Origin of the sequence: Amycolatopsis sp. NPDC052450 (genome assembly GCF_044547565.1) — a bacterium.
Lineage (GTDB): Bacteria > Actinomycetota > Actinomycetes > Mycobacteriales > Pseudonocardiaceae > Amycolatopsis.
In genome coordinates this window covers 33,601-47,478 of sequence record NZ_JBIUAQ010000041.1, presented here as the reverse complement: position 1 = coordinate 47,478, position 13,878 = coordinate 33,601, and the positions used below count along the sequence as shown (strand labels likewise).

11 protein-coding genes are annotated in these 13,878 nt (G+C 69.4%); 9 read left to right on the top strand and 2 right to left on the bottom strand.

Features of this window, described 5'->3' with window-relative positions:
• Positions 1 to 39 precede the first annotated feature (39 nt).
• A complete protein-coding gene (locus tag ACIHAO_RS38800) occupies positions 40 to 1,014 on the bottom strand; it encodes an anti-sigma factor RsbA family regulatory protein (RefSeq protein WP_396566600.1) in 975 nt (324 codons plus the stop codon).
• A 258-nt stretch (positions 1,015 to 1,272) separates the two neighbouring features.
• Here ACIHAO_RS38800 and ACIHAO_RS38795 point away from each other — a divergent pair, with 258 nt between their 5' ends.
• From ACIHAO_RS38795 to ACIHAO_RS38775, 5 genes are all read left to right on the top strand, one after another.
• The gene (locus tag ACIHAO_RS38795) at positions 1,273 to 4,023 is read left to right on the top strand and encodes a LuxR C-terminal-related transcriptional regulator (protein ID WP_396566598.1); all 2,751 of its coding nucleotides are present in this window, start codon (positions 1,273 to 1,275) and stop codon (positions 4,021 to 4,023) included.
• 207 nt (positions 4,024 to 4,230) lie between these two features.
• Entirely contained in the window at positions 4,231 to 5,787 is a 1,557-nt protein-coding gene (locus ACIHAO_RS38790; protein WP_396566596.1) for a S8 family serine peptidase, read from the top strand.
• A 26-nt stretch (positions 5,788 to 5,813) separates the two neighbouring features.
• Positions 5,814 to 7,274: a trypsin-like serine protease gene (locus tag ACIHAO_RS38785; RefSeq protein ID WP_396566594.1), complete on the top strand. Its 1,461-nt coding sequence runs from the start codon at positions 5,814 to 5,816 to the stop codon at positions 7,272 to 7,274.
• Between the two features lie 27 nt (positions 7,275 to 7,301).
• Positions 7,302 to 8,831, top strand: a complete 1,530-nt coding sequence (locus ACIHAO_RS38780; RefSeq protein WP_396566592.1) for a S8 family serine peptidase — start codon at positions 7,302 to 7,304, stop codon at positions 8,829 to 8,831.
• 358 nt (positions 8,832 to 9,189) lie between these two features.
• Positions 9,190 to 9,402: a CDGSH iron-sulfur domain-containing protein gene (locus tag ACIHAO_RS38775; RefSeq protein ID WP_396566590.1), complete on the top strand. Its 213-nt coding sequence runs from the start codon at positions 9,190 to 9,192 to the stop codon at positions 9,400 to 9,402.
• Between the two features lie 36 nt (positions 9,403 to 9,438).
• Here ACIHAO_RS38775 and ACIHAO_RS38770 read toward each other — a convergent pair whose 3' ends face one another.
• Positions 9,439 to 9,720, bottom strand: coding sequence for a metal-sensitive transcriptional regulator (locus ACIHAO_RS38770; protein ID WP_396566588.1), 282 nt, complete (start codon positions 9,718 to 9,720; stop codon positions 9,439 to 9,441).
• Positions 9,721 to 9,896: 176 nt separating this feature from the next.
• On the opposite strand from ACIHAO_RS38770, the gene ACIHAO_RS38765 reads away from it, so the two are divergent.
• The 4 genes from ACIHAO_RS38765 to ACIHAO_RS38750 are packed head-to-tail and all read left to right on the top strand — an operon-like array spanning position 9,897 to position 13,711.
• Positions 9,897 to 10,178 carry a metal-sensitive transcriptional regulator gene (locus ACIHAO_RS38765; protein WP_125787101.1) on the top strand — a complete coding sequence of 94 codons (282 nt, stop codon included), beginning with the start codon at positions 9,897 to 9,899 and terminating at the stop codon, positions 10,176 to 10,178.
• Between the two features lie 30 nt (positions 10,179 to 10,208).
• Positions 10,209 to 10,415, top strand: a complete 207-nt coding sequence (locus tag ACIHAO_RS38760) for a heavy-metal-associated domain-containing protein (RefSeq protein WP_396566586.1) — start codon at positions 10,209 to 10,211, stop codon at positions 10,413 to 10,415.
• A gap of 51 nt (positions 10,416 to 10,466) precedes the next feature.
• On the top strand, positions 10,467 to 11,429 hold the full coding sequence (locus tag ACIHAO_RS38755) for a hypothetical protein (RefSeq protein ID WP_396566584.1): 963 nt from the start codon (positions 10,467 to 10,469) through the stop codon (positions 11,427 to 11,429).
• 26 nt (positions 11,430 to 11,455) lie between these two features.
• Positions 11,456 to 13,711, top strand: a complete 2,256-nt coding sequence (locus ACIHAO_RS38750; protein ID WP_396566582.1) for a heavy metal translocating P-type ATPase — start codon at positions 11,456 to 11,458, stop codon at positions 13,709 to 13,711.
• Positions 13,712 to 13,878 lie beyond the last annotated feature (167 nt).

The following is a 13,878-nucleotide window of genomic DNA, read 5'->3' as shown; positions in this document are numbered from 1 at the left end:
TGAGCCAGACACGCGCAAACGCTGTAGCGCTGACGGGAGTCAGTGACGCTTCGTAGTGAAGACGACGCGGATCGTGGTGCCCTGCGGGCCGGTGTGGACGCGCACGAGGTCGGACAGGTGGTTGACCAGCAGGAGCCCGCGGCCGCGTAGCTGACCGGGGGAGGCGGGCCGCCGTCCGGCCAGCGGGTCGGTCAGGCGGCCGGTGTCGTGGACCTCGCAGACCAGCCCGCCCGCCTCGGACCAGATGCTGAGCCGTCCTTGCCCGCCGCCGTGGTCCACGCTGTTGGCCAGGAGTTCGGCGACCACGAGCTGGACGTCCGCCACTTGATCGTCGGTGAGGCCGGCACGCCGGGCCTGGTCACGGGCCACGGCGCGGGCGTGAGCCAGGGAAGCGGCCTCGCCGGTGACGGCTTCGAGGACGCTGTATCCGGCCGGCTCGGTCGGGGCCGGTTCGGGCAGCGGGGTGTTGTACCCGGTGATGATGCGGTCGGGGTCGTAGCCGGTGCTGGCGCGCTCTCCGGTGGAGTCGATCAGGACCGGGTGGGTGACTTCGGCGTCGGACAGCGCGCGGGCGTCGAGACGGGTGACGTCGTAGGGGCAGAGGATGGTGACTTCGCGGCCGGTGAACGCATGGTTGATCAGCGCCTCGTGCTGGGCGCACGCCGGGTACTCCAGCTCGGACCGTTCGGCCCAGATGGGCTCGCCGATGATGCGGACCCGCCGGGTGGTGTGGTCGTCGGCGAAGGCGCGGAGGACGCCGGGGATGATCCGGCCGGGGTTGCGGCCTTCCTCGGTCATGTCCAGCAGCAGTACCCGCTCGGCGTCCCGGCCCAAAGCGGCCCGCAGCAGCTCCAGGTTGGGGCCGGGCACCGAGACCGCGACCGGCTCGCCGCTCTCCAAACCCCGCTGGATGAACGGGACAGTGCCCGCCAGGTAGTCGTCCGCCCCCTGGTAGAACAGCGCCGGGTGGACGAACGGGTCGGTGCCCGCCGCTGTCGTGGTCGCCTTCACCATGACCGGGTACCCCCGTTCAGGAGGTTGACGCACGGCGCGCCACCGGCATGTCCCAACCCTGTTCCCACACTGACCCCGTACTGCCGGCTTCTTTCGTACCCAGTCTAGTGGCGGCGATACCGGGGTGCCTCCACCCTCGGTTACGGGAACGGTCCCATTCACTACGTGCCCTCACTTATTGCGCACAAGCTGGCGACCACTGTGGTCCGGGGTGATGCTTGCCGGGCCGGGGTCGTTCACGCTGAAGTAAGGGGCGCCGTGGTGGAACTGTCCTGGGTGGAACGGGAGATCGCCAAGCCGTTCGCCTTCGTCGTGGTCGAAGGCGAACCCGGTTCCGGTAAGACGGACCTCCTCCGCCGGGTGGCGCGTTCCGCGGCTGCTCAGGAGCGGACCGTGATCGAGCTCCGTTGCGTGCGGGAGCCCGATCCGGCGCCGCTCGCACCGCTGCTCGACGCGCTGGGAGCCGTCGCGGGCAGGTGGACGGGGATGGCCGGTCGGCTGTCGCCGCTCGCCGGGGTCCTGCACCCCTTGCTCCCCGAACTCGGCGCCGTCCTGCCGGCGCCGATCGGCTCCGATCGCCACCTGGTGCACCGTGCGCTCCGCGAACTGCTGACCTTGCCGGAGCGCACCGTCCTGATCGTCGACGACGCGGACGAGGCCGACGAGGAGACCCAGGACTTCCTCCGCCTGCTGGCGGCCCGGCCGTCCGAACGGCTGGCCGTCGTGACCGGCTCCTCGCTCCGGCTGCAGCAACGGACCGTTCGCGATACCTGGTGGCCTCCCCGCTCCGGGGTGACGGCGCGATGCACGCTGAAGCCGCTGCGGATCGCTGACGTCGAGGCGAAGGCCGGTTCGCGCGAGCTCGCCGAGCGGGTCCATCGCCGAACCGGCGGGGTGGCCGCCGCGGTCACCGCGGTCCTGGAAGCGATCTCCGGACTCGACACGCAGGCCGGCATGAAGCTCTCGGAGAAGGTCGTCCCCGCTGCTTGGGCGGCGGAACTCGCCGCGAGGTTCGCGGTGCTGGAGCAAGGCGCCGCGGCGGTCGTGGCGGCCGCGGTGATCCTCGGCAGGCCGGCGGGCGGCAAGGCGCTCGCCGCCGTGGCGGGTTCGGACAGCGCCGGAATCGTCGACGACCTGCTCCAGGCGATGGCCGCGGGGTTCCTGCGCGACCTCGGAAACGATCGCTACGCGGTGCGCAGTCCGCTGGTCGCGGACGCGGTCCGCGCCGCCATCCCGGGCCCGCGGCGCGCTCAGCTGCACTCCGGCGCCGCGCGGCTGCTGGCCTGTTCGGAGGAGCCGGAACCGCGGCGGGTCGCGTACCACCACCGGGAGGCCGGTGAGCTCGACGAGTGGGCGAGGTCTGTCTCGGAATCCGTGGACCAGGCGGCGGCCGAGGGCCGGCCGGACGAAGCCGTGCGGCTGCTCGAGGCCGCGCTCGGGGACTCCGCGCTCACTCGGGCGCGCAGGGAGAACTTCGCCGTCCGGCTCAGCCGGGAGACCGCGTACGGACTGGTCGGCGAATCCACGCTGCGGCTGCTGCGCACGGCGGCGCACGACTGGCCGATGAGCAAGGCCGCTCGCGGCGAGATCCGGATCAACCTCGGCCGGCTCCTGATCAACCAGGTCGGGCAGATCGACGCGGGCCGTTCCGAGATCGAGCTGGCCATCGCGGATCTCGACGGCCGGCGTGCGCTCCTCGCCCGCGGGCTGATCACCTTGGCGCTTCCGCATATCGGGCCGGTGCCGGTCGAGGAGAACCTGCGCTGGCTGGACCAGGCCGAACAGGCCAGCAAGGGCACCCGCGACGTCGAACTGATCGCCGCGGTGACCGCGAATCGGGTGTCCGGGCGGATGCAGGTGGCCGATCCCGGGGTCTGGCAGGACGTCGGCACGCTTCCGGTCTCGCCCCGGTCCGCCGAGGTCCGCAGGCAGGTCAGCCGGACCTACATCAACCTCGCCGACGCGGCCGCCTGGAACGGGTACTACCCGGTGGCGAGGACGTATCTCGCCACCGCCCGCCGGCTGGTCCACGACGAGGAACAGCCCTACCTGGAAGCGCTCGCGGCCGGGACGGACCTCCGGCTCGACGTCGTGATGGGCATCTGGCCGGAGGTGGAGGCCGAGGTCCTCGGGCTGGTGAGCCGCGTCGGCCGGGACAGTTCGCTCGCCGCGGAACCCTTGCTCGCGCTGGCTTGGTACCAGCTGGGCAACGGACGTCGCAAAGAGGCGTCGCGGAACTTCGACACCGCCTTCGCGCTCGCGGCCGGGAACGTGCCGCAGCGGGCGTCGGCGTTCGCGGGGCGGGTGGCCGTCCTCCTCGCGGCGAAGGAACTTCCCGCCGCCGCGCGGCTCGCGGAGAGCGGACTCGAGAGTGTGCGCCGGAAGAACAACTGGGTCTGGGCGGCCGAACTCCTCCCGCCCGCCGTCCGGGTTCTCGTCGGCAGAGGCGAGACCGACGCGGCGGAACGCCTGGTCGCCGAGTACCAGGAGGGGATTGCCGGCCGGGACGCGCCGCTCGCCCATGCGGCGGCTCTCTTCTGCCGGGGGCTGCTCGCCAGGGCCCGGCCCGCCGACGCTGTCGAATTGTTCAGCCAGGCGGCGTTGTCCTATCAGGCTTTGCCGCGCCCCCATGCCGCCGCCGGCGCGAGCGAACTCGCCGGTGAGTGTTATGCCGAACTCGGCGACCACCGGAAACTGCTGGGCGCGCTGACCTCGGCCGAAACCATTTACCGTTCCCTGAAATCGGCCGCCGACGCGCAGCGATGCCGCCGGCTCCTGGCGCGCCACGATCCCACCACCCCGTCACGTGGTCGCCGCGGCTACGGCCAGGCCTTGTCGCCGCGCGAACTCGAAGTGGCGCGTCTGGCCGCGCAGAATCTCAGCAACCGCGAGATCGCGGAACGGCTTTTCCTGTCCGCGCGGACGGTCGAGGTCCATATCAGCCGGGCGTTGAACAAGCTCGATCTGCCTTCGCGCGCGGTGCTCGGCGAGCATTTGTCCCGCCTCTGAACCGGCGAACTGCTTCGATCTGGCATCGGCACGTGTTTTTTCTTTGATGAGGTCACTTATTTAATGGGCTTACGGCACTGAGTTCAGCGGCGTCGACATTTAATTGAGTAGCAGGCCGAACGCGATACTTATTGTTCTCGCCTCCCGGATAACTCACTGTTGTCACCACGTCTCCGGTGTTGATTCCCCACTTTCAGGAGTGACTCGATGCGTAAAAATATCCGCCAAGGAAGGGCTGTGGTCATTGCCGGCCTGGCACTCGCCCTCGGCTTGACGGCAGTACCCGCCCTTGCCTCGCCTGCCGGGCCCATTGTTCAGGCATGGCCGCCGGACGCGATTCCAGGTTCCTATCTCGTCACCTTGAAGGCCGGGCCGTCGGCCGCCGCCGAGGCTCGGTCACTGGCGGCGGAATACGGCGGGCAGGTCACTCGCACCTACGACGCCGCGCTGCGTGGCTTCGCGGGCCGGATGACCGAAGCGCAGGCTCGGCGGCTGGCCGCGGATCCGGCCGTCGCCTCGGTCGAACCGGACGGCCTCGCGCACGCGACCGACACCCAGAACGATCCCACCTGGGGCCTGGACCGGGTCGACCAGAAAGATCTGCCGCTCGACAAGAAGTACGGCTACGCCAACAAAGGCGACGGTGCCACGGTCTACGTGCTCGACACGGGGACGGACTACCGGCAGTCCGAGTTCGGCGGGCGCGCGAGCAGCGGCTACGACTTCGTCGACAACGACAGCGACGCCTCGGACTGCCACGGCCACGGCACGCACGTCGCCGGAACGGTCGGCAGCACGACCTACGGTGTCGCGAAAGGCGTGAAGATCGTGGCCGTCCGCGTGCTCGGCTGCAATTCCAGCGCGCCGTGGTCGACGATCGTGTCCGGTATCGACTGGGTCACCAAGAACGCCAAGAAGCCCGCGGTGCTCACGATGAGCATCGGCGGCGGCGCGACGTCCACTGTGGACCAGGCGGTCCAGGGCGCGGTCCGGGCCGGGATCACCGTCACGGTCGCGGCCGGCAACGAGGGGCAGGACGCCTGCAACGTCTCGCCTGCCCGGACGCCGGAGGCGATCACGGTCGCCGCGAGCGACATCCAGGACAAGCGGTCGATCTTCAACTCTTCGCAGTCGTCGAACTACGGGACCTGCACCGATCTGTTCGGACCGGGCAGCAACATCACCTCGACCCGTAACGGCGGCGGCACGCAGCAGATGAGCGGCACGTCGATGGCCACCCCGCACGTCGCCGGCGCGGCCGCGCTCTACCTGACCGCGAACCCGTCGGCCACCCCGGAGCAGGTCACCAAGGCGCTGCTCGACAACGCCACCCCCGGCAAGATCTCCGATGTCAAGGGGTCGCCGAACAAGCTGCTGTACACCGGTTTCCTCGGTGGAGGCACGCCGAACCCGCCGTCCTGTGCGGGCGGCACCAGCACCGACGACGTCGCCGTCCCGGACGCCGGTGAAGCCGTGGGCAGCACCGTGACCATCGGTTCCTGCGACGTGAAGGGAACCGCCGGCACTTCGGTGGCCGTGGCGATCAAGCACCCGTACACGGGCGATCTCAAGATCGACCTCGTCACGCCGAGCGGCAAGGTCGTCAACCTCAAGCAGGCGGGCGGTGAAAGCACCGTCGACCTCTCCAAGACCTACGCCGTCGACACCTCGGGCGAGAACCGTTCCGGCGACTGGAAACTGCGTGTCCAGGACGTCTACCGGTTCGACACCGGCGTGCTCGACAGCTTCGGCCTGACCTTCTGATTTCCTCCCTGCTGAAAGGAAACACCGTGAAAAGGAAAAGAGTCCTCGGACTGCTGGCACTGGGTGTGGCGGCACTGTCGATCCCCGTGGCCGGCGGAACCGCCGGGGCGGCGCCCCAGCCGACCGCGTCGGCGATCGCTCCCACCGGTGACGTCCAGGTTCCCGGCGGCGCCCATGCCCTGGGCATCGGGGGCGTGCCGGCTTCGGTGAAGGACCATCCCTTCGCCATCGCGGCTCTCCGTGAGGGCGGCTCGCGGCCCAAGGGGCAGAGCTGCAGCGGTTCCGTCGTGGCGCCCCGCAAGGTGATGGTCGCGGCGCACTGCAAGGAACTGGCAGGCGAGAAGTCCGTCCTCTATGGACTGGACGATCTGGTGAGCACCGGCGGCACTCAGCTCAAGGCCGTCGACTACCAGCTGCACCCGAAGTTCACCCAGCCCTGGAACGGCTACGACGTCGCGATCATCACCACAGACGGCGACATCCCCGTCCCCGCCGGCGGTTACGCGAAGGTCGCCACCTCCGCCGACACCGGCCTCGAGGCGCCGGGCAAGGACGGTTTCAGCCTGGGCTACGGCAAGAAGAGCTACAACGACAGCCCCGCCGACGTCACTTTGCAGAAGCTGACGCTGCCGATCGTCCCGGCGAACCAGTGCACCGGGGTGGAGAACGGCGTCGACCCGGCGACGATGATCTGCGCCGGGTATTCCGACGGTCGCAAGACCGTGCTTCCCGGTGACAGTGGTGGCCCGTTCATCGTCAACGGTGTCGTCGTCGGCATCACGTCGTGGAGCCGTAGCGACTTCCGGTGGTACAGCGTCTACAGCCGCCTGAACAACGAAATGGGCGACTGGGTCAAGCAGCAGATCGGCGAGGTGCCCAGCACCGACAAGTTCACCCTCGCGGCCTCGCCGGGTTCGGCGAAGGTCGACCCCGGAAAGTACGTCTCGACGTCGATCACGAGCAAGCCGGGCAAGAACGGTGCCGAGGACGTCGCACTGACCGCGTCCGGGCTGCCCGACGGCGCCAAGGCGACCTTCCAGCCCTCGACCATCAAGTCCGGAGACACCGCGAAGCTCACGATCGAGACCGCGGCCGGCACGCCCGAACGGGACTACACGATCACCGTGTCCGGCAAGGGAACGACCGACACCGTGACCACCACGCTGACGCTCACCGTCGGCAAGGGCGGCAGCGAGCCGGGCGACCTCACGGTGACGCTCAACCCCGCATCCGGCAGCGCACGCGGCGGCTTCCTGGTCAGCACCAAGGTGTCCGTGGCCGGTGGCAGCGGTTCCATCATGCTCTCGGCCGCCGGTTCGGACCTGACGTTCGCGCCGACCTTCAACCCGCAGACCATTTCCAGCGGCGGTACCTCGACGATGCAGGTCTTCGCGCCCTTCAAGGCGGGGACCTATCCGATCACCGTGACGGCGAAGGACGGCTCCGGCAAGACCTCGACCGCCACGTACACGCTCACCGTCCAGTGACTTCACAGAATCCTGAGGTGATCATCCATGCGTAAATTACTGCTGACTTTAGGCGCGTTGACTCCCTTGCTGGCGCTGGGCATCGGAAACGCCGTCGCGGCCGAGGCCGAAGGCGTTGTGGTGCAAGCGAAGCAGCACTACGGCGACCAGTACATCGTGGTGTTGAAGGATGGCGTCGCTACCGCGCAGGCGTCGGCGTCGTCGCTGACCGGACGCTTCGGCGGCGAGGTGCGGTCCACCTGGTCCGCGGCACTGAACGGCTTCTCGGTCAAGAAGATGACCGAGCAGCAGGCCCGGCGGCTCGCGGCGGACCCGTCGGTCAAGGCCGTCTACCAGGACGGCACCGCCCGCGGCACCGACACGCAGGCCAACCCGACGTGGGGTCTGGACCGCGTCGACCAGAAAACCTTGCCGCTGGACAAGAAGTACACCTACAACAACAGCGGTGAGGGCGTCACCGCGTACGACCTCGACAGCGGCATCAACCCCGACAATCCGGAGTACGAAGGCCGGGCCAGTCTCGGCAAGGATTTCATGGGTGGTGACGGCAAGGACTGCAACGGCCACGGCAGTCACACCGCCGGCACCATCGGCAGCAAGACCTACGGGGTCGCCAAGAAGGTCAAGATCGTCGGGTTGAAGGTGCTGGGCTGCAACAACTCCGGGCCCGACTCGGGCATCATCGACGCCGTCGACTGGGTGACGGCCAACGCGAAGAAGCCGGCCGTGGCGAACATGAGCCTTACCATGGACGCGCCCGGGGTGGGCGACGACGCGCTCAAGAAGTCGATCGCGTCGGGCGTCGTCTACGGCGTCGCGTCCGGCAACGCGTCGACCGACGCCTGCAACACCAGCCCCGCCAGGGTTCCCGAAGCCATCACGGTGAACGCCACGGACTCCAGCGACAACCGGTCGTCGTTCTCGAACTACGGTTCGTGCACGGACATTTTCGCGCCGGGCTCCAACATCACGTCGCTGAGCCCGAGCAACGGCGGGTCCGCGGTCATGAACGGCACCTCCATGGCGACGCCGCACGTCGTCGGCGCGGCCGCGCTCTACCTGGCGGCCAACCCGTCGGCGACGCCGAAGCAGGTGCGGGACGCACTGGTCAACAACGCGTCCGACGGCGTCGTCAAGAATCCCGGCAGCGGCTCGCTGAACAAGCTGCTGAACGTGTCGTTCATCGGTGGCGGCGGCCCTGGGCCGACGTGCGGGGCGAAGTCGAACACCACCCCGGTCGCGATTCCGGACGCCGGTGCCGCGGTGACGAGCTCGATCACCCAGGAAGGATGTGACGGGAGGGCGTCCTCGACGCTGCCGGTCAAGGTGGACATCAGCCACACCTACACCGCGGACCTGGCGCTGGACCTCATCGGGCCCAGCGGCAAGGCCTACCGCCTCAAGACCTCGGGCGGCACGGGCAGTGCTTCGGGAGTGCACGAGACCTACACGGTCGACGCCTCCGGCGAGAACGCCAAGGGGACCTGGAAGCTGAGCGCCCAGGACGTCTACAGGTTCGACACCGGTTCGATCGACGGATTCACCCTCACGTTCTGACCAGGGTGGGGTGAGAGAGGTGGGGCCGGTCTCGATGACCGGCCCCACTTCGTCGCGCCTTCGCAGTGTGAGTGGCGCTTCGGGCTGGGGCCGCGGGGGGGGGGGGGGGGGGGGGGGGGGGGGGGGGGGGGGCGGCCGGGCCCCCCTTTGTTGTGCGCCCCCCCCACCCCCCCCCCCACCCCCCCCCCCCCCCCACCGCAGCTTGGTGTCCTAAGTAGACAGAAGACGTCGATGCCGACATCGCCACCGGGGAGGTGACCGTCGTGAGCGAGGGGGCGCTCGACGCGCGGCTGGTGCGGTCCGCGGTCGAAAAGGCGGGCTACGAGGTGGTCGGCTGACGTCGATGGCCGAGGAGAGCGTGGCTGAGCCGGCTGTCGTCGTCAAAGTCGTGGACAACGGGCCGTATCAGGTGAAAGGGCCCGTCCGGCTGGTCGACCACGACAACAACGAATACGAGATCGGCGGGCGTACTCACCTGCTGTGCCGGTGCGGACATTCGGCGAAGAAGCCGTTCTGCGACGGCGCCCATGTCCGGGTCGGATTCAAGGGTGATCAGCGAGCGGGCGGGTGACGGGAAACGTCACCCGCCCGCTCGCCGCGTCGAACGCTAGGAGCGAACCAGGCGCGCGATCGCTTCGGAGGCTTCGCGGATCTTCCGGTCCGCCTCGGCACCGTCCTTCGCCGCGGCGTCGACGACGCAGCTTGCCATGTGCTGTTCGAGGAGTTCGAGGGAGAACGACTTCAGCGCCCGGGTCGCCGCGGAGACCTGCGTGAGGACATCGATGCAGTACTTGTCCTCTTCGACCATCTTCTGCAGTCCGCGGATCTGCCCCTCGATACGCCGAAGGCGCTTGAGCTGGCTTTCCGTGCCGGCGCCGTGATCGACCACGCTCACTCCTCGAGTCCGGGATCCGTCAACGCCTCAATCATGCCCGCTGAAGGGTGCTCCGCGCTGCCGGGTGGGCGGGTGATGACGCCTCAGGCGCGCCGTGACATACACCACGGGGGTATGCCCGTTGCCCTACCCCCCTAGGGTATGTAAAGTCGGTTTCAGGAGGACGAGAGATGCACGGATACACGCAAGGCAAAGACGAATACCTGACCCGGCTACGACGGATCGAAGGGCAGATCCGGGGCCTGCAGCGGATGGTCGAAGAGGACAAGTACTGCATCGACATCCTCACGCAGGTGTCCGCGGCCACCAAGGCGTTGCAGTCGGTGTCGCTGGGGCTGATGGACGAACACCTCAAGCACTGCGTGTCCGACGCCATCGCCAAGGGCGGCGCCGAAGCCGACGAGAAGATCCAGGAGGCGAGCGACGTCATCGCCCGCCTCGTCCGTTCCTGAAGCAGTGCGACGAATCCGAGGAGAACCACGATGAGCGAGACCACCTACACCGTCACCGGCATGACCTGCGGTCACTGCGTCAGCTCGGTCACCGAAGAGGTCGGGAAGATCGGCGGCGTCACGGCTGTCCGTGTCGACCTGCCGACCGGCGCGGTGACCGTCGTCAGCGCGGAGGAACCCGCGGTCGCGGATGTGCGCGCGGCCGTCGAAGAAGCCGGATACGAGCTGACCGCCTGATTCGCGGTCCGGCTCCTTGACCGCGGGCACGGCCCGCACAAGGGACTCGAGATGAACACAGTTGCGAAGCTCTCCGCCTACGGTGTGGCGCTTGCCCTGGTCGCCGGTGGCGCCTGGGTCGCAGGCACCGCTGTCGGTCCTTTCGCCGGCGCAGCCGGCCTGCCCGGCGGCGAGGACGCCGGGCATGGGGACGCTCACAGCGGCACCGTCGCGGAGGCGGCGCCGACCGACGAGCCCGGCGGGCTCGCGTCGTCCAGGGGCGGCTACACCCTCACGCCCACCACCACGACGCTCACGCCGGGGACCAGCCAGCACTTCTCCTTCAAGGTTCTCGGACCCGACGGCGCGCCGGTCACCGGCTACGACGTCGAGCACGGAAAGCGGATGCACCTCATCGTCGTCCGCCGCGACACGGCGGGTTTCCAGCACATCCACCCCGAACTGGGCGCGGACGGCCTCTGGACGGTGCCGCTCGCGCTGCCGCAGGCGGGTTCGTACCGCGTCTTCGCGGACTTCAAGCCGACCGGCGGAAGCGCCACGACCTTGGGCGTCGACGTCGCCGCGGCGGGGGAGTTCAAGCCCGTCGAGCACCGGCCGTCACGCGTCGCGAACGTCGACGGTTACCAGGTCCGCCTGGACGGGGACCTGACCCCGGGCCGGTCGTCGAAGGTCACCCTGACGGTGACCAAGGACGGCCGCGAAGTGACCGATCTGGAGCGGTACCTCGGCGCTTACGGACATCTGGTGGCGCTGCGCGGCGGCGACCTCGCGTACCTGCACGTCCACCCGGACGGCGAACCCGGTGACGGCCGTACGAAACCCGGCCCCGCGGTGACCTTCTTCGCCGAAGTCCCGTCGAACGGCACTTACCGGCTGTTCCTGGACTTCCAGCATCAGGGCAAGGTCCGCACGGCCGAGTTCACCGTCGCCACCGCGGGCACCCCTGCCCCTTCTGCCACCCAGAACCAGACCCCACCCCCGGCGGCCGATGACGGCCACGGCGGACACGGCTGACCGCGAGCCGGAAAGGAGTGACCACGATGACTTCCGATCTGGACCAGGCCACCACGGCCGAGGTCGAACTCGCGATCACCGGGATGACCTGCGCGTCGTGCGCGATGCGCATCGAGAAGAAGCTGAACAAGCTGGACGGCGTCACCGCCACGGTCAATTACGCCACGGAGAAGGCGAAGGTCACCTACAGCGGCGACATCGAGCCCCAGCGGCTGATCGCGCAGGTGGAAGCGGCCGGGTACACCGCCGCCCTGCCCGCTCCGCCGAAGCAGGAACAGCCGGACGGGCCGGCCGAGGAGGCCGATCCGATCGCGCCGTTGCGGCAGCGGCTGATCGGTTCCGCGGTGCTGTCGGTGCCGGTGATCCTGCTGGCGATGGTGCCCGCGCTGCAGTTCACCTACTGGCAGTGGATTTCGCTGACGCTCGCGGCGCCGGTGCTGGTGTGGGCGGCGTGGCCGTTCCACAAGGCGGCGTGGGCGAATCTGCGCCACGGCGCGGCCACCATGGACACGCTGATCTCGATGGGCACGCTCGCCGCGTTCCTGTGGTCGCTGTACGCCTTGCTGTTCGGCAGCGCGGGAACGCCCGGGATGACGCACGCCTTCGAGCTGACCGTGGAGCGGATGGCCGGTGACGGCAACATCTATCTCGAGGTCGCCGCCGGGGTGACGACGTTCATCCTCGCCGGGCGGTACTTCGAGGCGCGTTCCAAGCGCCGGGCCGGTGCCGCGCTGCGGGCGCTGCTGGAGCTGGGTGCGAAGGACGTCGCCGTTCTCCGGAACGGCGAGGAAGAGCGAATCCCGGTCGACGGGCTGGCCGTCGGCGATCTGTTCGTCGTGCGGCCGGGGGAGAAGATCGCCACCGACGGCGTGATCACCGAAGGCAGCTCCGCGGTGGACGCGAGCATGCTGACCGGGGAAAGCGTGCCGGTGGAAGTCGCGCCGGGGGACGCGGTGGTCGGCGCGACGGTCAACGCGGGCGGCAGGCTCGTCGTACGGGCGACCCGCGTCGGCGCCGACACGCAGCTGGCGCAGATGGCCAAACTGGTGGAGGACGCGCAGACCGGGAAGGCGCAGGTCCAACGGCTGGCGGACCGCGTGTCGGCGGTCTTCGTGCCGATCGTGATCGCGCTCGCCGTCGGCACCCTGGCCTTCTGGCTCGGGGCGGGCGGCACGGCGTCGGCCGCGTTCACCGCCGCGGTCGCCGTGCTGATCATCGCCTGCCCGTGCGCACTGGGCCTCGCCACCCCGACCGCGCTGCTGGTCGGCACCGGCCGGGGCGCGCAGCTCGGGATCCTGATCAAGGGCCCGGAAGTGCTGGAATCCACCCGCGCGGTCGACACGGTCGTCCTGGACAAGACCGGCACGGTCACCACCGGACGGATGGCGCTCGTCGAGGTTCACGTCGCCGACGGCGTCGACGCCGACGAGGCGCTGAGGCTCGCGGGTGCGCTGGAGAACGCTTCCGAACACCCGATCGCCCAAGCCATCGTGGCCGGCGCGCGGGACCGGGTCGGCGAACTCCCGGCCGTCGAGGACTTCACGAACATCGAAGGCCTTGGTGTGCAAGGGATCGTCGACGGCAAGGCGGTGCTGGCCGGACGCAGTTCGCTGCTGGAGGACTGGGCACATCACCTGCCGGAGGCTCTCGCCGAAGCGAAGGCCGCCGAAGAGAAGGCGGGCCGGACCGCGATCGTCGTCGGCTGGGACGGCGCGGCCCGCGCGGTCCTGGTGGTGGCGGACACCGTGAAGCCGACCTCTGCCGAAGCCATCACGCAGCTGCGAGCGCTCGGGCTGACCCCGATCCTGCTCACCGGGGACAACGAGGCCGTGGCCCGCGCGGTGGCGGCGGAGGTGGGGATCACCGAGGTGATCGCGGAGGTCCTGCCCAAGGACAAGGTCGACGTGGTCAAGCGGCTCCAGGCCGAGGGCAAAGTGGTCGCGATGGCGGGCGACGGCGTCAACGACGCGGCCGCGCTGGCACAGGCCGACCTCGGGCTGGCCATGGGCACCGGCACGGACGTCGCCATCGAGGCGTCGGACATCACCCTCGTCCGCGGTGACCTGCGGGCGGCGGTGGACGCGATCCGGCTCTCCCGGCGGACCCTGCGCACCATCAAGGGCAACCTGTTCTGGGCCTTCGCCTACAACGTCGCGGCGCTGCCACTGGCCGCGGCGGGCCTGCTCAACCCGATGATCGCCGGCGCCGCGATGGCGTTCAGCTCGGTCTTCGTGGTCACGAACAGCCTGCGGCTCAAGGGATTCCGCAGCACAGCCGGCTGACATCCGGTTCGAGGCGCTCGCGCGGCACTTTCGGTGCCGCACGAGCGCCTCAGTGGTGTGCCGGGCTGACGGTCCTGTCCTCAATGGACAGTCCTGGCGGCGCCGCTGGAGCGTGTCGCGAAAGCCACTTTCGCGACGCCTGGCGTCGCGAAAGTGGCTTTCGCGAC

Excerpts from the sequence above, each read along its gene's own strand:
- ACIHAO_RS38800 (WP_396566600.1), bottom strand. The coding sequence starts at position 1,014 with ATGGTGAAGGCGACCACGACAGCGGCGGGCACCGACCCGTTCGTCCAC.
- ACIHAO_RS38790 (WP_396566596.1), top strand. The coding sequence starts at position 4,231 with ATGCGTAAAAATATCCGCCAAGGAAGGGCTGTGGTCATTGCCGGCCTG.
- ACIHAO_RS38780 (WP_396566592.1), top strand. The coding sequence starts at position 7,302 with ATGCGTAAATTACTGCTGACTTTAGGCGCGTTGACTCCCTTGCTGGCG.
- ACIHAO_RS38765 (WP_125787101.1), top strand. The coding sequence starts at position 9,897 with ATGCACGGATACACGCAAGGCAAAGACGAATACCTGACCCGGCTACGA.
- ACIHAO_RS38760 (WP_396566586.1), top strand. The coding sequence starts at position 10,209 with ATGAGCGAGACCACCTACACCGTCACCGGCATGACCTGCGGTCACTGC.
- ACIHAO_RS38755 (WP_396566584.1), top strand. The coding sequence starts at position 10,467 with ATGAACACAGTTGCGAAGCTCTCCGCCTACGGTGTGGCGCTTGCCCTG.
- ACIHAO_RS38750 (WP_396566582.1), top strand. The coding sequence starts at position 11,456 with ATGACTTCCGATCTGGACCAGGCCACCACGGCCGAGGTCGAACTCGCG.